The sequence below is a fragment of the Rhodobacteraceae bacterium D3-12 genome, from assembly GCA_025916135.1.
Classification (GTDB): Bacteria; Pseudomonadota; Alphaproteobacteria; order Rhodobacterales; family Rhodobacteraceae; genus JAKGBX01.
Genome location: CP104793.1, coordinates 1,151,453 through 1,168,961, shown reverse-complemented (window position 1 = coordinate 1,168,961; position 17,509 = coordinate 1,151,453). Strand labels below are relative to the sequence as shown.

Genomic DNA, 17,509 nt, shown 5'->3' with positions numbered 1-17,509 from the left:
CGCCGCTCGGGATGACCCAGCGGACCGAGGCGTGGGCCGCAGGGCTGTCACGGCTCCGCCAGATGCTGTTGGTGGCCTGCGCCGGGGCGCTCGCAGCGCTGGCGCTGGCACCGTTCAACCTCTGGCCGCTTGGCCCGCTCGGGATTGCCGGGCTGTTCGCCGCCTTCCAGATCGCACACAGCTCACGCCACGCCTTCTGGCTCGGCTGGGCGGGTGGCACGGGCTATTTCGCGCTGGCGTTGTTCTGGATCGTCGAGCCGTTCTTTGTCGATCTCGCGCGGCACGGCTGGATGGCGCCTTTCGCGCTGATCTTCCTGTCGGGCGGCTTGGCGCTGTTTTGGGGCGCCGCTTTTGCCCTTGCCCGTTGGCTTGGCGGGCGGCGGGCGCTGCTCTGGATCGCGGCGATGGTCGCGGCAGAATTCACCCGCTCCTACGTGCTGACGGGCTTCCCTTGGGCGTTGATCGGCTATGTCTGGTCGGCCAGCCCGATGGCCCAGATCGCTGCGTTTATCGGCCCTCACGGGCTCAGCTTTCTTGCCATGGTCTCGGGCGTGGCGCTTTGGGGCTTGGGCACCTATCGGCTGACCTCTGTGGCGGCGCTGGTTGCATTGGCCGCGCTGCTGGGCAGCGGCGCGTATTTGCGCGTCCCAACCGCCCCCGCGCCCGATGCGCCGGTCATCCGCATGGTGCAACCCAACGCGCCCCAACATCAAAAGTGGGGCCCGCCCATGTCCTCACTTTCTTTGACCGACAGCTCGCCCTGACCGCCGAGCCGCCGCAGACCGCTCGTGCACCCGACCTGATCGTCTGGCCGGAAACCGCGATCCCGTGGATGCTCTCCAACGCCCAAGAGGCACTTGGTGCGATCCACGCCACCGCAGGCGGCACGCCGGTTGTGCTTGGCCTGCGCAGCGTCGATCAGGGGCGGCTCTATAACGCTCTGGTCGTGCTCGACGCCGAAGGTCAGCTGAGCCAGCGGTATGACAAACACCACCTCGTGCCGTTTGGCGAATACATGCCCATGGGCAATCTGGCGGCGCGGCTCGGCATTCGCGGCCTTGCCCAGAACGAAGGCTACGGCTTTTCCCCCGGTCCCGGCGCGCGGTTGGTTGACCTTCCCGGTATTGGCTCGGCGCTGCCTCTGATCTGTTACGAGGCCGTCTTCCCGCAAGACGTCAACGCCGCGCCGACCCGCCCGCGCCTCTTGCTGCAAATCACCAATGACGCGTGGTTTGGCCGTTTCTCTGGCCCGTTCCAACACCTGCAACAGGCCCGGCTGCGTGCGATCGAACAAGGGCTGCCCATGCTGCGCGTCGCCAATACCGGGGTCTCGGCAATGATCGGACCCAAGGGGGAAATCCTGACGCGCCTGCCGCTGGGAGAGGCCGGATTTGCCGATGCCGCCCTGCCCGCCGCTCTGCCGCCGACGCTTTATTCGCGCATCGGTGACTGGCCAATCACCGCGCTTTTGCTGCTGTCTTTGATCCCCGCAGTGCTGCGCCGCGGCCTGCGCAAGTAAGTCACAGCCCGCGTGCGACCTCGCTTTTCTCATTGACCCTAGGACGGGCTGTGCGTAACCAGTGCTGGATTTCCGCCACAACGGCTTCCTGGCGTGGCAGGGATAAACCTAATGGAGCATTTTTCATGACCCGTAATAACTATGTCTTTACCTCGGAATCCGTGTCCGAGGGCCATCCTGATAAAGTCTGCGACCGCATTTCGGATGCCGTTCTTGACGCCTTTCTCGCACAGGAACCCGAAGCCCGCGTCGCTTGTGAAACCTTTGCGACGACCAACCGTGTCGTCATCGGCGGCGAAGTCGGTCTCTCGGATCAGGACAAGCTGGCCGAATACATGGGCAAAATCGACAGCATCGCCCGCGATTGCATCCGCGACATCGGCTATGAGCAGGACAAGTTCCACTGGAACACTTGCGAAATCACCAACCTGCTGCATGAGCAATCGGCCCATATCGCCCAAGGCGTTGACGCGGCCAAGGACAAGGACGAAGGCGCCGGCGACCAAGGCATCATGTTCGGCTATGCCTGTAACGAGACCGACGCGCTTATGCCCGCGCCGATCCAGTTTTCCCACGCCATCCTGCGCCGTCTGGCCGAAGTGCGTAAATCCGGCGCCGAGCCCGCGCTTGGCCCCGACGCCAAAAGCCAGCTCTCGATCCGCTATGTCGATGGCAAACCGGTCGAGGCAACCTCGATCGTGCTCTCGACCCAGCACCTCGACGAAGCGCTCAGCTCGGCTGACGTGCGCGCCATTGTAGAGCCCTACATCCGCGACGTGCTGCCCGAAGGCTGGATCACCGCCAGCACCGAATGGCACGTCAACCCGACCGGCAAATTCGTCATCGGTGGCCCCGATGGCGACGCGGGCCTGACCGGGCGCAAGATCATCGTTGACACCTATGGCGGCGCCGCGCCCCACGGCGGCGGTGCCTTTTCCGGCAAAGACCCGACCAAGGTTGACCGCTCGGCCGCCTATGCCGCGCGCTATCTGGCGAAAAACATTGTCGCCGCAGGCATGGCCGACCGCTGCACGCTGCAGCTCTCCTATGCCATCGGCGTGGCCGAGCCGCAGTCGATCTTTGTTGACACCCACGGCACGGGCCAGCTGGCCGATGTCGAGATCGAAAAAGCCGTGCGCGCCTGCATGTCGCTGACGCCGCGCGGCATCCGCACGCATCTCGGCCTGAACAAGCCGATCTTCCAGCGCACCGCCGCCTATGGCCACTTTGGTCGCCAGCCAAGCGAAGACGGCGGCTTCTCGTGGGAGAAAACCGATCTGGTCGACGCTCTCAAGAACGCAGCGTGACGCGCCGTAATACCGCGCCAACGCGCTAAAACACTTGCCCGCCCGGCCCCGTATCGCACTATCGCGCAACCGGGGCCGGGCGGGTTTTCCTTTTTTGGGCCGCCCTCCTCCGCGCTTTACGCCCTAGGGAGGCCACGCCATGATCGTTCTGCACCACCTCAATCGCTCGCGCTCTTTCCGCATTCTCTGGCTGCTTGAGGAACTGGGGCTGGAGTATGAGCTGAAAAGCTATCGCCGGGATGCCAAGACCAACCTCGCCCCGCCCGAGCTTTCTGCGCTGCACCCTCTGGGAAAATCGCCGCTGCTTGAACTCGACGGACGGGTGATCGCCGAATCCGCGGCCATCGTTGAAACGCTCTGCGCCCGCTTCGCGCCACAGATGATCCCCGAGACCAGCAGCGACGCCTATATCTCCCACCTCGAAGCGATGCATTTTGCCGAAGGCTCGGTGATGACGCCGATCCTGCTCAACCTCTATGTCGGGCGGCTGGGCGAGGCCGGAGCCCCGCTCCATCCACGCATCAACGACGAGCTGACCAGCCATTTCGCCTATATGGAACAGAGCCTGCGCCCCTCTGGCCATTTTGTGCTGGATCAGCTTTCTGCCGCCGACATCATGCTCAGCTTCCCGGCGCAGATCGCGCTGCGCCTTGATCGCGGCGCAGATTTTCCGCGCCTGTCGGGGTTTGTCCAAGCGATGTCAGCCCGCCCCGCCTTTCAAGCCGCCCTTGCCAAGGCCGGACCAGACGCCTGACAGCCACAACCAAGCCCGTTGGGAGGCGGGCCGTTTTAGGAGCAGAGCAATAAATACCTTGCCCGCAGGATTATTCCCTGCACTCTAAGACAGCGCAAACGGGGGGGAGAAACCCATGCTTATCGACGTTGGATTGCCGCTATCTCTGGCGATTATCATGTTTTCACTGGGCCTTGGCCTGACCTTCGCCGATTTCGGGCGTGTTCTGGCCATGCCGCGTGCGGTGTTGACCGGGCTTGTCATGCAAATGGCCACCGTGCCGCTGGCCGCCTTTGCGCTGCTCTACCTGTTTGATTTGCCCCCGGCTCTCGCCTTTGGCGTCATGCTGCTGGCGTTTTGCCCCGGCGGCGTGACCTCCAACATCCTGACCAAACTGGGTGGCGGCAACGTCGCGCTGTCGATCACCCTGACAGGGGTGGTGAGCCTGCTGTCGGTGATCACCGTGCCGCTGCTGACCGGCTGGGCCGCGACGCGCTTTCTCGGTGCCGCCGCGCCCGAGCTTAACGTCACCGGCATCGCCATGGCCATGTTCGCCATCACGGCCGTGCCGGTGCTGATCGGCCTGCTCACCCGCTTTATCGCGCCCGAGGGCGTCGCGCGGATTGAACCCATCGTCTCGGGCCTCGCACTTGTGCTGTTCGTGGTCATCGTTGTCGCCGCGCTGGCCAGCAACTGGGCGCTGTTCATCGACAATATCGCCACCCTCGGCCCGCTGCTGATCCTGCTCAACATCGGGCTACTTGCGCTCGGCATGATCGTCGCCCGCCTGCTTGGCCTCTCCGGGGGGGACGCGCTGTGTATCTCCGTCGAAATGGGCGTGCAGAATGCCGCCCTTGGCATCACCGTTGCCGGGCTGGTCGCGCAGAGCGCCGGAATCTCGGAATATGCTGTGCCTGCGGGGGTTTACGGCATCACCATGTATCTTGTCACCCTGCCCGCCATCTGGATCATGCGCCGCATGTTCAACGTCACCACAACCGGAGCCACCCAATGATTTTCTATGATTGCTCAACCGCGCCCAGCCCCCGCCGCGCCCGCATGTTCATTGCCGAAAAAGGGTTGGACATCGAAACCCGCGAGATCAGCCTCGCCAAGGCCGAACAACTCTCCGACGCATTCCTTGCCATCAACCCGCGTGCCACAGTGCCGGTGCTTGTCACCGATGACGGCACCACCCTGACCGAAAACATCGCCATTGCCGCCTATCTCGATGCGCGCTTCCCCGAACCGCCGTTGCTTGGCTCCACCCCGGATGAACGCGGTGAAATCGCCATGTGGAACGCCATCGCCGAAGGCCAATGCGGCATGCCTGTGGCCGAAACCCTGCGCAATTCTCACCCGGCGATGAAAGGCCGCGCCCTGCCCGGCCCGCTCGATCTTGAACAAATCCCAGAGCTGGCCGCGCGTGGCCAACAACGGCTCGGCGCATTTTTCGACCTGCTGGAAGAGCGTTTGCAAAACAGCGCATGGGTCGGGGGCGCGCAGTTCTCCGTGGCCGATATCACCGCCTATGTGTTTGTCGATTTCGCCCGCGTGGTGAAAACCCGCATCCCCGAAGCCAATACCGCCACCCGCGCCTGGTATGACGGCATGGCTGCACGGCCAAGCGCCAAGCTCTGAGCCGACCTCGGCCGTAAAACGCGAAAAAAGCCCGGCCAAAACCGGGCTTTCTACATGTCTTAAACGCTTAAACGTTTAAACCAGCGCCTTGATCAGGCCGCCTTCACCGCGGCGGGCTTGCCACGGGTATCCAGCGCATATGGCCCCGCGCCGAGCGCCGTTACCATCAACATGCCGCCCGCGATGCTCACGTTCTTGAGGAACAAGATCATTTGCATCTGTGCCTCCATCCCCTCCATGGCCCGCGCGGGCAGGAAGTGGAAAATGACGCCCGAGACAAGGCAGAACCCAGCCAGCAAAAACGCCGCGACGCGCGCGTTCCAGCCAACCAACAACGCGATCCCGCCGCCCAGTTCCAGCAAGATCACCAGCGGCAACAACGCCCCCGGCACGCCCATCGCTTCCATATAGCCCTGCGTGCCCGCATAGCCCGTGATTTTCTGCGCACCCGAAAGGATAAACATCAGCGCCAAGAGCACACGTCCGGCAGGCGCTGCAATATTAAGAAGGTTCGTCATCGGTATTTCCGTCCTGTTCATATGTTTCGCGATCCCATCCGGGACATCTGGCGGAGGGATGCCAGCCCACGCGAATTTTCACCATTCCACATAATCTCAAACCTTCTGTGCGATTGTGCACATAAGCCGCCCTTCACAAACCCGGTTGATCCCGCCGCGCCCCGGCGATAGGACGCCCCACATGAACAAAACCAACCACCCCTCCGGCGCGCCTTGGCGCAACTTCTATGGTCGCTTCAAAGGCAAAGGCCTGCGCGACAGCCAACAATCCTATCTGGATGAGGATCTGGCCAAGCTTTCGCCCGGTCCGGTCGATTGGGAGGTGAACCCCGATCGCACCCCGCTCGACCTTGCCGCGCTGTTCGGCGAGCGCGACATCTGGCTTGAAATCGGCTTTGGCGGGGGCGAGCATATGGTGCATCAAGCCGCCTCGAACCCCGATATCGGATTCATCGGGGCCGAGCCCTACATCAACGGCGTTGCCATGCTGCTGGGTAAAATCCGCAATGCGGCCTGTGACAATATCCGCATTCACCCCGGCGATGCGCGTGATCTGTTCGACGTGCTGCCCGAAGCCTCGATCTCGCGCGCCTTCTTGCTCTATCCCGATCCCTGGCCGAAAAAGCGCCACCACCGCCGCCGCTTTGTCACGCCAGAGCACCTCGCCCCATTGGCGCGCGTTCTGAAACCCGGCGCGATCTTTCGCGTGGCGACAGACATCCCCGACTACGTGCGCCAAACCCTCGAACAGGTGCCCGGTCACGGCTTTGACTGGCTGGCCGAACGCCCCGCCGATTGGCGCGACCCATGGGATGACTGGATTTCAACACGTTATGAGCAAAAGGCCCTGCGCGAAGACCGCGTGCCGCACTACCTGACATTCGTGAAACGCTGACGTAACGCCCACCACGGCGGCTCACCCGGGCCATGGTAGATATCGGCGGCAGACTGCGGCGAGAGACAACGGCGAGAAACACCAACGAGAGACTACGGCAAATCAAAGCACTCCCTGCCGGCCTCGCCTGCTTAGTCGCCCTTCTTCTTGTCCGTCACCCGCGTGCTTCCCAAGCCCCCGGCAGTGGCAAAACCATCCTTCACAGGTTTGGTTTGCGATGTCGCCGCATTGGATGATGTCGTCGATTTGCTATTAGCAAAAGCCGCGCCAACCGACAATGACAGGCTCACACCCGCGACAATGGCAATGCTCTTCAATGAACGAATACTCATAATGAAACCTCGTTAACTGGATCAAAAAGCGTCAATAACAGCAAGAAATACCGCGCTGTTGATCCAGATATAACGATTTTTCAGCATTCCGGCAAATGACGCCGCTTGCCTCAGAGATGTTCCGGCTGCGGCATGCCCAAAACGTGAAAGCCGCCATCGACGCGCACGATCTCGCCCGTGGTGCAGGCACCATCGTCGGAGGCAAGGTAAACCGCCGTGCCGCCCACCGCCTCAAGCGTGGCATTGGCGCGCATCGGCGCATTGCCTTCGGTGTGTTTGAACGTCTTGCGCGCCCCACCAATCGCGGCACCGGCCAGCGTTTTCATCGGCCCCGGCGAAATTGCGTTCACCCGGATGCCCTGCGGCCCCATGTCATTGGCAAGATAGCGCACAGTCGCTTCCAAAGCGGCCTTGGCCACGCCCATGACGTTGTAATTGGGAACCACCCGGTTTGAGCCCTGATACGTCAGCGTCAGGATGGTGCCGCCCTCGCTCATCATCGGCTCGGCCCGGCGCGCCACTTCGATCAGCGAATAGCAGGAGATATCGAGCGAGTTTTTAAAGTTGTCGCGGCTGGTGTTCAAAAACCGCCCCGTCAACTCGTCCTTGTTGGAATAGGCAATCGCGTGAACCAGAAAATCCAGCCGGTCCCAGCGCTCTCCCAATTCGGCAAAAGCCCGATCCAGCGAGGCATCATCGGTCACATCCGCGTCGACAATGAAATCCGACCCCAGCGATTGCGCCAAAGGCAACACCCGCTTGCCAAAGGCTTCGCCCTGATAGGTAAATGCCAACTCGGCCCCTTCAGCGGCCAAGGCTTTGGCGATACCCCATGCGATCGAGCGGTCATTCGCGACCCCCATGACCAGCCCGCGTTTGCCCTTCATCCGATCGCCCATACCGCTCACTCCTTGTACCGTGACAGGATCATCGAGCCGTTGGTGCCACCAAACCCAAAGGAATTGGTCATCACACTGTCGAGCCCGGCGTTCTCTTTTAATTCGGTCGCCACCTCACCCGGATTGATCGCGGGATCGAGCGTTTCAACATTGATTGACGGTATGATGAAATCTCCGTCCAGCGCCAAAAGGCAGAAGATCGCCTCAAGCGCGCCAGCCGCGCCCTGTGCGTGGCCCGTCATCGACTTGGTCGATGAAATCGGCGGCACGCGGCCTTCGCCAAAGATACGGCGCACGGATTCCACTTCGCCGACATCACCAACGGGCGTCGATGTGCCGTGGGCGTTGATATAGCTGATCTCGCGCCCTTCCGGCAGGGTCTGAAGCGCAAGGCGCATCGCCCGTTCGCCGCCCTCGCCCGAGGGCGCAACCATGTCGTGGCCGTCCGATGTGGCGGCAAAGCCGGTCACCTCGGCGTAAATCTTGGCACCACGCGCCAGCGCATGTTCCAAATCTTCCAGAACGACAATCCCGCCGCCGCCCGAAATCACGAACCCGTCGCGGTTGGCGTCAAAGGCACGGCTCGCCTTCTCTGGCGTGTCGTTATATTTCGACGACATCGCGCCCATCGCGTCAAACAGGCACGACAGGGTCCAGTCGAGCTCCTCACCGCCACCGGCAAACATCACATCCTGCTTGCCCATCATGATCTGCTCTGCCGCGTTGCCGATGCAATGCAGCGAGGTCGAACAGGCGCTGGTGATGGAATAGTTGATGCCCTTGATCTTATAGGCCGTCGACAGGTTCGCGCTGATCGTCGAGGACATGCACTTTGGCACGGCAAACGGCCCGATCCGCTTGGGCGCGCCTTTTTCCAACACGGTCTGATGCGCCACCAGCATGGCGCTGGTTGATGGCCCGCCCGACCCGGCCACAAGCCCGGTGCGCGGGTTCACCACGTCGCTTTCCTCAAGCCCGGCATCGGCAATCGCCTGACCCATCGCAATATGGGCATAGGCCGCACCCGGCCCCATAAACCGCAATGCGCGTTTGTCCACATGTTGGGCGACATCAATATCGATGGCCCCGGCCACCTGACTGCGAAAGCCGTGCTCGACCATCGGCTCATTCCCGCTGATCCCCGACTTTCCCGCCTTGAGCGAGGCCGTAACCTCCTCGGCATTGACTCCGATTGAGGATACGATCCCCAGACCCGTAACAACGACACGCCGCATGGAGGCACTCCTTCTTTTGGCTTCCAAACCCTGTGATAGTTGCCCCCGCCCCATGGCGCAACCAGATTGCGCCAGCAAGTCGCGCGCGCCGGGCACCGACCCTCACGGGAAATCGAATTGCGATGAATTTATGAACAGGTCTAAACTCTTGGCACAACTCAAGGAGCGCCCCCGAAGATGACAGATCCAAATGCGCGGTTGACGGCACAAGAGGCCAAGGGCCTCAGAACCGCCAAAGAGCTCGAAACCCATCTCGCATGGCTCGACACGATCACCCCGGCGGCGCTTGGCGTGTTGGCCATTGCGTCGGGGATCTACACCTTCCTTGGCGTCTCGTCGCTGCTCGAAGACAACGGCGCGGTGTCGTTCTTTGCCGCCGTGGCCTATTCGGTGGCGGTGTCGGTCGGCATCTTTGTGTTCTGGAGCTATATGCTGCGCCTGCTGCCAGCGATGCGCACAGCCAGCGGCTTTATCGGCCTGACCGTCTCGACCCTGCTTGGCTCGCTCGCCATTATCGCGATGTCCAGCTGGCTCAACGCCGCCGCCTTGGCCGGCTCTGCAGCGGTAGAGCAGCACCTTGAAAACACCGTGCGCGATTACCAATCCGCGCTGGAACGCGCCCATGACATCGCCCTCAGCGGTCAGACATTGGGCCGCGAGGTCGAACGCGCGCGCCAAAGCTTTGAGGAGCTGGCCGAGCTGGAAAAATCCGGCGACCTCTCCGGCACCGCCGGGCGCGGCGCGGTGTTCCGCGTGCTGGCGCAAAAGGCCGAGGAACTGCGCAACCTCGAAAGCCAGATCGCCACGCAGACGCCTCTGATTGCCGACGCCTTCGAGGGCGGCAACCGTATCCTTGCGCGGATGCGCGAGCTCACCGTCGCCCCCGGCCCGGTTGATCGCCGCTCGGTCCAGTTTTCCGAGGAAAGCGTCAAGCTCGCCGGGGTTTTGTCACAGCTCAACCAATACAATGTGGCCCCGCTTGTCACCCGCGCGGCCGTGGATCTGCCTGCCTCGGTCGTCCTCCCCGAACTTGACGGGCGCAGCGCGTCGGTGCGCGATGCGCAATCCGCCACCATCACCTCGGTGCTGAACGCGCTTGACCAGCGCAGCACAACGCTTCAACGCGCCGCCGCCGAAGTCACCGCGATGGAACCGCCGATCGAAACCGCCTATAACCCGATTTCTGCCGCCGATGCGGTGATCCGCTATGCTGGCAACTTCGTGCCCTCATGGGCCGGGGCCATCGCGATTGATCTGCTGCCCGCGATCCTCGTCTTTGTCCTCGCCGTGACCCAAGCCGCGATCCGCTCGGGACGCGACGGGCTGAGCATTGAGCAAACCCTGACGCTGGCCGACCTCAAGGCCGCGATGAACGCCATGAAGGATGTCGAAATGACCATGGGCGTGGCGGACGCCGCCATCCACCGGCGCGCCGAGCGGGACATAAGCAACGACGGGCACGCCAAAGGCGACTTGGATGGCGATGGCGACAAACCCCGCCCCGCCACCCTGTGAAACCGCGCCTTCCCCATATCGGCGCGCAAAAAGGGCTGCGCTATATCCTCCTCGCTCAGCTTGCGCTAGCCGGGCTGCTGATGACCAACCGCGCCTGCGACATGCTGCCCGCGATGTCGCGCAACACGCAAACCCTGCCCTCCGGCCCGATCTCTCCGGGGATCAGCGGCGCGAGTATCGCACCGACCGTCCCGAACCCGGCCTGTTAACCAGCGACGGCCCCGCCCGCTTTGAGTTGCCCGAAAGCTTCCCCAATCGCCTGAACTTTGAGGAAAAGACCCTGCCCGATGATGGCCGCGTCCTGTTTCTCGTCGGTCAGATCAAAGACGGCGACGCCGCCCGCTTTGAAAGCTACCTGTCCGAGCTGCCAGACAAACCCGACCTCATCGCCCTGCACAGCCCCGGCGGCGCGGTCAGCGAAGCCCAGAAAATCGGCCGTCACCTGCGCGAAAAGCCACCTCCCCACCGCCATCATGGAGGGCGGCTTTTGCGCCTCCGCCTGCCCCTATATGCTGGCCGGCGGCAGCACCCGGCGCGTCTCACGCAAGGGGGCGGTCGGCCTGCACCAGCACTATTACGAACAACCGGGCTATATGCCGGTCATGTTCGCCGTTGAAAACATCCAGTCTGGTCAGGGCAAAACCATGGAGTTCCTGATCGACATGGGCATTGATCCCGCGCTCATGGTCTATTCCCTCAAAACCCCGCCCGAACAGATTTACGTTCTGGTCGAAGGCGAGCTTTTGGACACCAAAATCGCAACCGAAGTGGTCGAGTGAGGGCGCTCAAAGCGGCGAACATCCTGCTCTCCCCCTCGGCCATCGGATCAGAGTGCCACGATCACTGCCAAACGGTGATGCGCGGTCATCCCGCAGCCAACATCGCCCCAATGGTCTGCTCCACCCGCTTGGGGGCGGCTCCGCAACCGCAGGCCCGATCTCTATGGCCCGCGGCTCACCTCAAACGGTGTTCACCCCACCCGCGCTGACACCGGGGTCGGGGTTGGAATTGTGGCCGGGCAAAAACCCATCCACCGTCAGACGCCGCCCTCAGCTCTCGCTCAGAGCGACCTTCATGTCCTTGACCTCATAGATCACCTCGCCGTCGGCCTCGACGATCCCGTCCGCAACGCCCATCGTCAGGCGGCGGGTTTGAATGGCCTTGGTGAAATCAATCTTGTAAGTCAACATCTTACGGTCCGGACGCACCATGCCCTTCAGCTTGACCTCGCCCACACCCAGCGCATAACCGCGCCCGGTCCAGCCGCGCCAGCCAAGGTTGAAACCGGTCAATTGCCACAGCCCGTCAAGGCCAAGACAACCGGGCATAATCGGGTTGCCGGGAAAGTGGCAGTCAAAGAACCACAGGTCCGGCGTGATATCGAATTCCGCCAGAATATGCCCCTTGCCATGCGCCCCGCCATCGCCCGAAATATCGGTGATCCGGTCCATCATCAGCATCGGAGGCTCGGGCAATTGCGCATTTCCGGGGCCAAAAAGCTCGCCACGGGCGCATTTCAACAGGTCATCACGGGTGAAACTGCTTGGATATTGGGCCATATGTTCTTTCGGTCCTTTGCCTTCGCCTTGGGGTGGTTTGACCTCCTCTATCATCGCGCCGCGCGAATCTGCAAGAGCACGCTGAATTGCTCCCATCGAGTGATCATACCGAAAACAATTGAAAATCCCCCGTCATCGCCCTTATATTAAGCCAAACCCGCACAGCGGGCCCGTGAAAGTCGTCGTAAGCAAACTCGACACCCAAGGCAGAACGGAACCAGAGACGTGACCACACCCGAAACAGCCGACACACGCGGCGGCGCATGGCTGGCCGACGCAGGCCTGCGCCCGACCCGGCAACGGATCACCTTGGCGGCTCTGCTGGTGGGCGATGGCCAACACCGCCACGTCACCGCCGAAAGCCTGTTTGAATCGGTGCGCGACGCCGGAGAGAAAGTCTCCCTCGCGACGGTCTACAACACCCTGCGCGCCTTCTGCGATGCCGGTCTGCTGAGCGAAATTACGGTCGACGGCACCAAAAGCTATTTTGACACCAACACCACCGAACATCCCCACTTCTATTGGGAAGACACCGGCACGCTGACCGATGCCGCGACCGAGCGGATGCAAATCACCAACCTGCCCGACGCGCCCAACGGCGCCGAAATCGCCAGCGTCGATGTGGTCATCCGCCTGCGCCGCACCTAATCCCTGCAAGCACCGCTCATGCCCACACGTCCGACCCCCTCGGCCACGCATAAAACCCCATCCCACCCCCAGAGGAGAGCCGCCCCATGCGCGCCATAACCTATGACCGCTTCGGCCCCGCCGCCGATGTGCTGAGCCTCTCGGAGCAGCCCACCCCCGCCCCCGCCGCGGGCGAGGTTCTGGTCCGCCTCGCCTTCTCGGGCGTGAATCCCTCGGACGTCAAAGCCCGCGCCGGAACGCGCCCCGGCGTCACCAAACCGGCCTTCCCCCAGATCATCCCCCATTCCGATGGCGCCGGCGTGATCGAAGCCGTCGGCGATGGCGTCGACAGCGCGCGCATTGGCACCCGTGTCTGGCTCTGGAACGGCCAATGGCAACGCCCCTTCGGCACCGCCGCCAGCCATATCACCCTGCCCTCGGAGCAAGCGGTCCCCCTGCCGGACATCGCCAGCCTTGAGACAGGCGCCACCTTGGGCATCCCCGGCCTCACCGCCGCACAGGCGGTGTTCGGCGGCGGTGACATTGCTGGCAAAACCCTGCTCGTTTCCGGTGGCGGCGGCTCGGTCGGCCACCTTGCAATCCAACTGGCCGTCTGGGGCGGCGCAACGGTCATCGCCACCGCCTCCCCCGGCCAGTCCACATCCGACAGCCTCGCCGCCGGTGCCGAAACGGTGCTCGACTACCGCGCCCCCAACCTCGCCGCCGACATCCTCGCCGCAAACAACGACAAGCCCATAGACCGCGCAATCGAATGCGAACTCGGCGCCAACTTCGCTCTCTTGGCCGATGTCATGGCGCCGCTATCAACCATCGCCGCCTATGGCTCCGCCGTCGATATGGCGCCCGAAATGCCGTTTGGCCCGATGCTGTTCAAAGCCCTCAAACTCGATATCACGCTGATCTACATCCTGCCGCTGATCGAACGGCAAAAGCGTATCGCGCAACTCCACGCCGCCCTCAACGATGGCGCGCTCATCTCGCGCCTGCACGCCACCTACCCGCTCGCCGACTGTGCCAAAGCCCACATCGCCGTCGAAGCCGCAGGCCGCCACGGCGCCATCCTGCTCGATTGCAGCTAAAGCACGCGGCACGCTTTTCATCTGACTGGAAGTATCCCGGGGGCTTGGGGGCTGGCCCCCAATTCAACCCGCGCTCGGGAGCTAGCCCCACCTTTGCCGGCGACGTGTCAGGTTCCCCCGCCACTCACAACCAGCACAGAGCACGCCCAACCCCGCTCTTGGCCCCAACCTTGCTGTCAGGACCAACGCGCACACCAACCACCCCGCAACACAAAGCCAGCGCATATAGCCGCGCCGCCGGTTGATCGCAGCAAACCGCTTGCCCCGGCCAAAGCCGGGACAAGCTTATCCAGCGACGCCGCAAGGCGTCTCCATCAGATCACCCGACCGAGACAAGCTCGATATCAAAGGTAAGGTCTTTCCCGGCCAGCGGGTGATTGGCGTCCAGCACCACATGGCTCTCGCTCACCTCAACGATGGTCAATGTCATCACCTGACCGTCTTGCGCCTGCGCCTGCACCTGCGTGCCAAGCTCAAGCGGAATCTCGTCCGGCAGATCACCGCGCGGCACCGGCTGGCGCGCTTCTTCATGCACCGGGCCATAAGCCTCATCTGCAACCGCCACGATCACCCGCTTGTCGCCCTGCGTCATGCCTTCCATGCCCTTTTCCAGACCCGGAATCACCTGACCCTCGCCATAGGTAAACTCGAGCGGGTCGCGCCCCTCGGAACTGTCGAACACGCTGCCATCAGCCAGTGTCCCGGTATAGTGGATACGAACGGTGTCGCCTTGCTTGATCTCGGCCATCTCTGCGCCTTTCATTTTTCAATCCTGCCCCGGTTCGTGCCTCCTGCACCCCAAGTGACAAACTGCGCACCCTAACCGTGCCATCCCGGTGATGCAAACCGGTGATGCGAACCGCCGCTTTTTCCGCCACACTGTAAACATCAATGCACCCCGTTTTGCCCTTTCCACCGCGCCCTCCCCGTGCCACGCTGCTCAGGCAACAATCCGAAGGACACGGGGGACACCATGCCTATTAAAACCGCCGTATTCGATGCCTATGGCACCTTGTTCGACGTCACCGCCGCCGCGCGCGAAGCCGCCGCCGAACCCGGCGCCGAAACCCTGATGCGCGTCTGGCCCGATCTCGCCGCCCATTGGCGCTCCAAACAGCTGCAATACACTTGGCTCAGGGCGGTCACCGGCGATCACACCGATTTCTGGAGCGTCACCAAAGACGCGCTCGACTGGGCGATGGAGGCCTGCCGCCTCGATGACACCGCCCTGCGCGAGCGCCTGCTACAGCTTTACTGGGAACTCACCGCCTTCCCCGAGGTCCCGAAATGCTCAAAACCCTCAAGGAACGTGGCATCAGCACCGCGATCCTCTCCAACGGGTCGCCCGACATGCTTGACGGCGCGGTGAAATCGGCTGGCATCGGCGATGATCTCGACGATGTGCTCTCGGTCGAAAGCGTCGGCGTCTTCAAACCCGCCGATGCGGTCTATGACATGGTGCCCAAACGCTTTTCCTGTGGTCGCCACGAGGTCCTCTTTGTCTCCTCCAACGGTTGGGACGCGTCTTGCGCTTCGGCCTATGGCTTCACCACGGCATGGGTCAACCGCGCCGCCGACCCGATGGACCGCCTGCCCGGCAAACCCCATCACATCCTGAAAAACCTCACTGCTATTCCCGACCTGATCGGAGGCTAGATTGCCGCGTTTTACCAGTTCTGACGGGATCTCCCTGCATTTTACAGACGAGGGCACCGGTGCACCGTTGCTCTGCCTCTCGGGCCTTACCCGCAACGGGCGCGACTTCGACTTCCTCGCGCCGCATATTGGCGATCGTGTGCGCCTGATCCGGCTCGATTATCGCGGCCGCGGACAGTCCGATCACGCCGACCCCGCCACCTATGACGTCCCGACCGAGGCGCGCGATGCGCTCGAACTGCTCGACCACCTCGGACTTGCAAAAGCGGCCATCCTTGGCACCTCGCGCGGCGGCATGATCGCCATGACGCTCGCGGCGCTGGCCCATGACCGGCTGATCGGCGTCGCTCTCAATGATGTCGGCCCCGAGATTGACCCCAAGGGGCTTGAATCCATCTATGACTATATCGGGCGCAACCCGTCGCATAAAACCCATGACGCGCTGCTCGCGGTCTGGCCCGACGTGGTGCGCGGCTTCGCCAACGTGCCGCCAAACCGCTACCGCCAAGAGGTGATGCGGCTCTACACCGAAACGCCCGAGGGCCTCAAAATCACCTATGACCCCGCCCTGCGCACGCCCGTTCTGGCCACCCGCGGCGCGCCCCTGCCCGATCTTTGGCCGCTGTTTGATGCGCTCGCGGGCCTGCCGCTTTGTGCCCTGCGCGGTGAAAACTCCGACATCCTTATGCCAAGCACGTTTGAGGAAATGCAGCGCCGCCGCCCCGACATGATCGCCGCCACCATCCCCGATCGCGGCCATATCCCCTACCTCGACGAAGCGGCAAGCCTCGCCGCCCTCACGCAATGGCTGGACCAATTGACATGAATATCGACATGATCCGCGCCGCCGCCGCCAGGCTCCGGGCCACGCTCGGCGCACCCCGCTGCTCTCTTCGCCCTTCCTTGACGACATCGCGGGCAAGCGCATCCTCGTTAAACCCGAATGCCTGCAACACACCGGCAGCTTCAAATTTCGCGGCGGCTGGTCGGCGCTCTCGGCCCTTGACCCCGAAACCCGCGCGCGCGGCGTCATCGCCTTTTCCTCGGGCAATCACGCCCAAGGTGTCGCCCATGCCGCCACCCTGCATAACGCCCCCTCCGTGATCGTCATGCCCTCGGACGCGCCACAGCTCAAAATCGACAACACCCGCGCCTTGGGGGCCGAAGTCGTGCTCTATGAGCGCGGCAAAGACAGCCGCGAAGAGATTGGCGCCGCGCTCGCCGAAGCCCGCGGCCTCACCCTGATCCACCCCTACAACTCGCCCGAGGTCATCGCCGGCCAAGGCACCTGCGGCCTTGAGATCGCAGCACAGGCGCATGACCTGAACGTGAGCAAAGCCGAGGTGCTGGTCAACTGCGGCGGCGGCGGGCTGACCTCCGGCGTCGCCTTGGCGCTGGCCGCTGATGCGCCAGAGATGCGCGTCCGCCCGGTCGAACCCCAAGGCTTTGACGATGTCGCCCGCTCATTGGTCTCCGGAACGCGCGAAACAAACGCCGCCGAAGCAGGGGGCATGGCCGACGCCATCCTCACGCCCTCTCCGGGCGAAAACACCTTTCCCATCATGAAACAGCTCTGCGGCTCCGGCCTTGTTGTGACGGATGACGAGCTCCTGCGCGCCATGGCGCTGGCCTTCCTGCGCCTCAAGATCGTGCTTGAACCCGGTGGCGCGGCCTCCCTCGCCGCCGCGCTGTTCCACGGCGATGAAATCGCCTCGGATACGGTCATTGCCGTCGCCACTGGCGGCAATGTCGACCCCACGCTCTTCGCCCGTGCGCTGACCACTCTGAGCGCGTGAGTCTTGCCCCTGTCAAGGAGGCCGCAGGCCCCGCCCCCGGCGGCTTGTTCTTGACAGGATCAAGACTCACATTACCCTCGAACAGGCACCCTTGCGGTGCCTCTCAGCACAATAATCCCGCGTCCCAACCACCCGCGCCACGCTCAAAACCGGAAACGTCACCTCGCCCCTTGCTGA

General features: G+C 63.1%; 18 protein-coding genes, 3 pseudogenes and 1 riboswitch. Of the genes and pseudogenes, 14 read left to right on the top strand and 7 right to left on the bottom strand.

Annotation, left to right across the window (positions count from 1 at the left end; translation table 11 throughout):
- Positions 1 to 11: 11 nt before the first annotated feature.
- The 5 genes and pseudogenes from lnt (at position 12) to N4R57_05840 (ending at position 5,200) form a co-directional block, all read left to right on the top strand.
- Positions 12 to 1,519: pseudogene (gene lnt, locus N4R57_05860) on the top strand (apolipoprotein N-acyltransferase).
- 69 nt (positions 1,520 to 1,588) lie between these two features.
- Positions 1,589 to 1,638: riboswitch (SAM-SAH riboswitch) on the top strand.
- Positions 1,639 to 1,644: 6 nt separating this feature from the next.
- Positions 1,645 to 2,826, top strand: coding sequence for a methionine adenosyltransferase (metK, locus tag N4R57_05855; protein ID UYV38580.1), 1,182 nt, complete (start codon positions 1,645 to 1,647; stop codon positions 2,824 to 2,826).
- Positions 2,827 to 2,965: 139 nt separating this feature from the next.
- Positions 2,966 to 3,580 carry a glutathione S-transferase gene (locus N4R57_05850; protein ID UYV38579.1) on the top strand — a complete coding sequence of 205 codons (615 nt, stop codon included), beginning with the start codon at positions 2,966 to 2,968 and terminating at the stop codon, positions 3,578 to 3,580.
- 115 nt (positions 3,581 to 3,695) lie between these two features.
- Complete coding sequence (locus tag N4R57_05845; GenBank protein UYV38578.1) at positions 3,696 to 4,574, top strand: bile acid:sodium symporter family protein; 879 nt, start codon at positions 3,696 to 3,698, stop codon at positions 4,572 to 4,574.
- Positions 4,571 to 5,200, top strand: coding sequence for a glutathione S-transferase (locus N4R57_05840; GenBank protein UYV38577.1), 630 nt, complete (start codon positions 4,571 to 4,573; stop codon positions 5,198 to 5,200). The genes N4R57_05845 and N4R57_05840 overlap by 4 nt, the downstream gene beginning before the upstream one ends.
- A gap of 92 nt (positions 5,201 to 5,292) precedes the next feature.
- Here N4R57_05840 and N4R57_05835 read toward each other — a convergent pair whose 3' ends face one another.
- Positions 5,293 to 5,718 (bottom strand): DoxX family protein, encoded by a 426-nt coding sequence (locus tag N4R57_05835; protein UYV38576.1) that lies wholly within the window; start codon positions 5,716 to 5,718, stop codon positions 5,293 to 5,295.
- A gap of 181 nt (positions 5,719 to 5,899) precedes the next feature.
- Here N4R57_05835 and N4R57_05830 point away from each other — a divergent pair, with 181 nt between their 5' ends.
- Positions 5,900 to 6,613, top strand: coding sequence for a tRNA (guanine(46)-N(7))-methyltransferase TrmB (locus tag N4R57_05830; protein UYV38575.1), 714 nt, complete (start codon positions 5,900 to 5,902; stop codon positions 6,611 to 6,613).
- 131 nt (positions 6,614 to 6,744) lie between these two features.
- Here N4R57_05830 and N4R57_05825 read toward each other — a convergent pair whose 3' ends face one another.
- From N4R57_05825 to fabB, 3 genes are all read right to left on the bottom strand, one after another.
- Positions 6,745 to 6,945: a hypothetical protein gene (locus N4R57_05825; GenBank protein ID UYV38574.1), complete on the bottom strand. Its 201-nt coding sequence runs from the start codon at positions 6,943 to 6,945 to the stop codon at positions 6,745 to 6,747.
- Positions 6,946 to 7,055: 110 nt separating this feature from the next.
- Positions 7,056 to 7,844, bottom strand: a complete 789-nt coding sequence (locus N4R57_05820; protein ID UYV38573.1) for an enoyl-ACP reductase — start codon at positions 7,842 to 7,844, stop codon at positions 7,056 to 7,058.
- A gap of 5 nt (positions 7,845 to 7,849) precedes the next feature.
- On the bottom strand, positions 7,850 to 9,079 hold the full coding sequence (gene fabB, locus N4R57_05815) for a beta-ketoacyl-ACP synthase I (protein UYV38572.1): 1,230 nt from the start codon (positions 9,077 to 9,079) through the stop codon (positions 7,850 to 7,852).
- 177 nt (positions 9,080 to 9,256) lie between these two features.
- Between fabB and N4R57_05810 the strand changes: the two genes are divergently transcribed.
- Positions 9,257 to 10,594 carry a hypothetical protein gene (locus N4R57_05810; protein ID UYV38571.1) on the top strand — a complete coding sequence of 446 codons (1,338 nt, stop codon included), beginning with the start codon at positions 9,257 to 9,259 and terminating at the stop codon, positions 10,592 to 10,594.
- Positions 10,591 to 10,803, top strand: coding sequence for a hypothetical protein (locus tag N4R57_05805; GenBank protein ID UYV38570.1), 213 nt, complete (start codon positions 10,591 to 10,593; stop codon positions 10,801 to 10,803). Before N4R57_05810 ends, N4R57_05805 begins: the two co-directional genes overlap by 4 nt.
- Here the strand turns inward: N4R57_05805 and N4R57_05800 are convergent.
- The gene (locus N4R57_05800; GenBank protein UYV38569.1) at positions 10,800 to 11,069 is read right to left on the bottom strand and encodes a hypothetical protein; all 270 of its coding nucleotides are present in this window, start codon (positions 11,067 to 11,069) and stop codon (positions 10,800 to 10,802) included. The genes N4R57_05805 and N4R57_05800 overlap by 4 nt on opposite strands.
- Between N4R57_05800 and N4R57_05795 the strand changes: the two genes are divergently transcribed.
- A complete protein-coding gene (locus N4R57_05795) occupies positions 11,068 to 11,373 on the top strand; it encodes a hypothetical protein (protein ID UYV38568.1) in 306 nt (101 codons plus the stop codon). The two genes, N4R57_05800 and N4R57_05795, sit on opposite strands and share 2 nt — an antisense overlap.
- Before the next feature lie 270 nt (positions 11,374 to 11,643).
- Here the strand turns inward: N4R57_05795 and fabA are convergent, their stop codons facing one another.
- Complete coding sequence (gene fabA, locus N4R57_05790; GenBank protein UYV39518.1) at positions 11,644 to 12,153, bottom strand: bifunctional 3-hydroxydecanoyl-ACP dehydratase/trans-2-decenoyl-ACP isomerase; 510 nt, start codon at positions 12,151 to 12,153, stop codon at positions 11,644 to 11,646.
- A 225-nt stretch (positions 12,154 to 12,378) separates the two neighbouring features.
- Here fabA and N4R57_05785 point away from each other — a divergent pair, with 225 nt between their 5' ends.
- Positions 12,379 to 12,801 (top strand): transcriptional repressor, encoded by a 423-nt coding sequence (locus tag N4R57_05785; GenBank protein UYV38567.1) that lies wholly within the window; start codon positions 12,379 to 12,381, stop codon positions 12,799 to 12,801.
- A gap of 86 nt (positions 12,802 to 12,887) precedes the next feature.
- Entirely contained in the window at positions 12,888 to 13,880 is a 993-nt protein-coding gene (locus N4R57_05780) for an NADPH:quinone reductase (GenBank protein ID UYV38566.1), read from the top strand.
- A gap of 319 nt (positions 13,881 to 14,199) precedes the next feature.
- Here N4R57_05780 and N4R57_05775 read toward each other — a convergent pair whose 3' ends face one another.
- Positions 14,200 to 14,628, bottom strand: coding sequence for a peptidylprolyl isomerase (locus N4R57_05775; protein UYV39517.1), 429 nt, complete (start codon positions 14,626 to 14,628; stop codon positions 14,200 to 14,202).
- A gap of 225 nt (positions 14,629 to 14,853) precedes the next feature.
- On the opposite strand from N4R57_05775, the pseudogene N4R57_05770 reads away from it, so the two are divergent.
- The 3 genes and pseudogenes from N4R57_05770 (at position 14,854) to N4R57_05760 (ending at position 17,332) form a co-directional block, all read left to right on the top strand.
- Positions 14,854 to 15,536 (top strand): annotated as a pseudogene (locus N4R57_05770) (haloacid dehalogenase type II).
- A gap of 1 nt (position 15,537) precedes the next feature.
- Positions 15,538 to 16,362, top strand: a complete 825-nt coding sequence (locus N4R57_05765; protein UYV38565.1) for an alpha/beta hydrolase — start codon at positions 15,538 to 15,540, stop codon at positions 16,360 to 16,362.
- Positions 16,359 to 17,332: pseudogene (locus N4R57_05760) on the top strand (threonine/serine dehydratase). Before N4R57_05765 ends, N4R57_05760 begins: the two are co-directional and overlap by 4 nt.
- Positions 17,333 to 17,509: the final 177 nt, after the last annotated feature.

Excerpts from the sequence above, each read along its gene's own strand:
- metK (UYV38580.1), top strand. The coding sequence starts at position 1,645 with ATGACCCGTAATAACTATGTCTTTACCTCGGAATCCGTGTCCGAGGGC.
- N4R57_05850 (UYV38579.1), top strand. The coding sequence starts at position 2,966 with ATGATCGTTCTGCACCACCTCAATCGCTCGCGCTCTTTCCGCATTCTC.
- N4R57_05845 (UYV38578.1), top strand. The coding sequence starts at position 3,696 with ATGCTTATCGACGTTGGATTGCCGCTATCTCTGGCGATTATCATGTTT.
- N4R57_05840 (UYV38577.1), top strand. The coding sequence starts at position 4,571 with ATGATTTTCTATGATTGCTCAACCGCGCCCAGCCCCCGCCGCGCCCGC.
- N4R57_05835 (UYV38576.1), bottom strand. The coding sequence starts at position 5,718 with ATGACGAACCTTCTTAATATTGCAGCGCCTGCCGGACGTGTGCTCTTG.
- N4R57_05830 (UYV38575.1), top strand. The coding sequence starts at position 5,900 with ATGAACAAAACCAACCACCCCTCCGGCGCGCCTTGGCGCAACTTCTAT.
- N4R57_05825 (UYV38574.1), bottom strand. The coding sequence starts at position 6,945 with ATGAGTATTCGTTCATTGAAGAGCATTGCCATTGTCGCGGGTGTGAGC.
- N4R57_05820 (UYV38573.1), bottom strand. The coding sequence starts at position 7,844 with ATGGGCGATCGGATGAAGGGCAAACGCGGGCTGGTCATGGGGGTCGCG.
- fabB (UYV38572.1), bottom strand. The coding sequence starts at position 9,079 with ATGCGGCGTGTCGTTGTTACGGGTCTGGGGATCGTATCCTCAATCGGA.
- N4R57_05810 (UYV38571.1), top strand. The coding sequence starts at position 9,257 with ATGACAGATCCAAATGCGCGGTTGACGGCACAAGAGGCCAAGGGCCTC.
- N4R57_05795 (UYV38568.1), top strand. The coding sequence starts at position 11,068 with ATGGAGGGCGGCTTTTGCGCCTCCGCCTGCCCCTATATGCTGGCCGGC.
- N4R57_05800 (UYV38569.1), bottom strand. The coding sequence starts at position 11,069 with ATGATGGCGGTGGGGAGGTGGCTTTTCGCGCAGGTGACGGCCGATTTT.
- fabA (UYV39518.1), bottom strand. The coding sequence starts at position 12,153 with ATGGCCCAATATCCAAGCAGTTTCACCCGTGATGACCTGTTGAAATGC.
- N4R57_05780 (UYV38566.1), top strand. The coding sequence starts at position 12,888 with ATGCGCGCCATAACCTATGACCGCTTCGGCCCCGCCGCCGATGTGCTG.
- N4R57_05775 (UYV39517.1), bottom strand. The coding sequence starts at position 14,628 with ATGGCCGAGATCAAGCAAGGCGACACCGTTCGTATCCACTATACCGGG.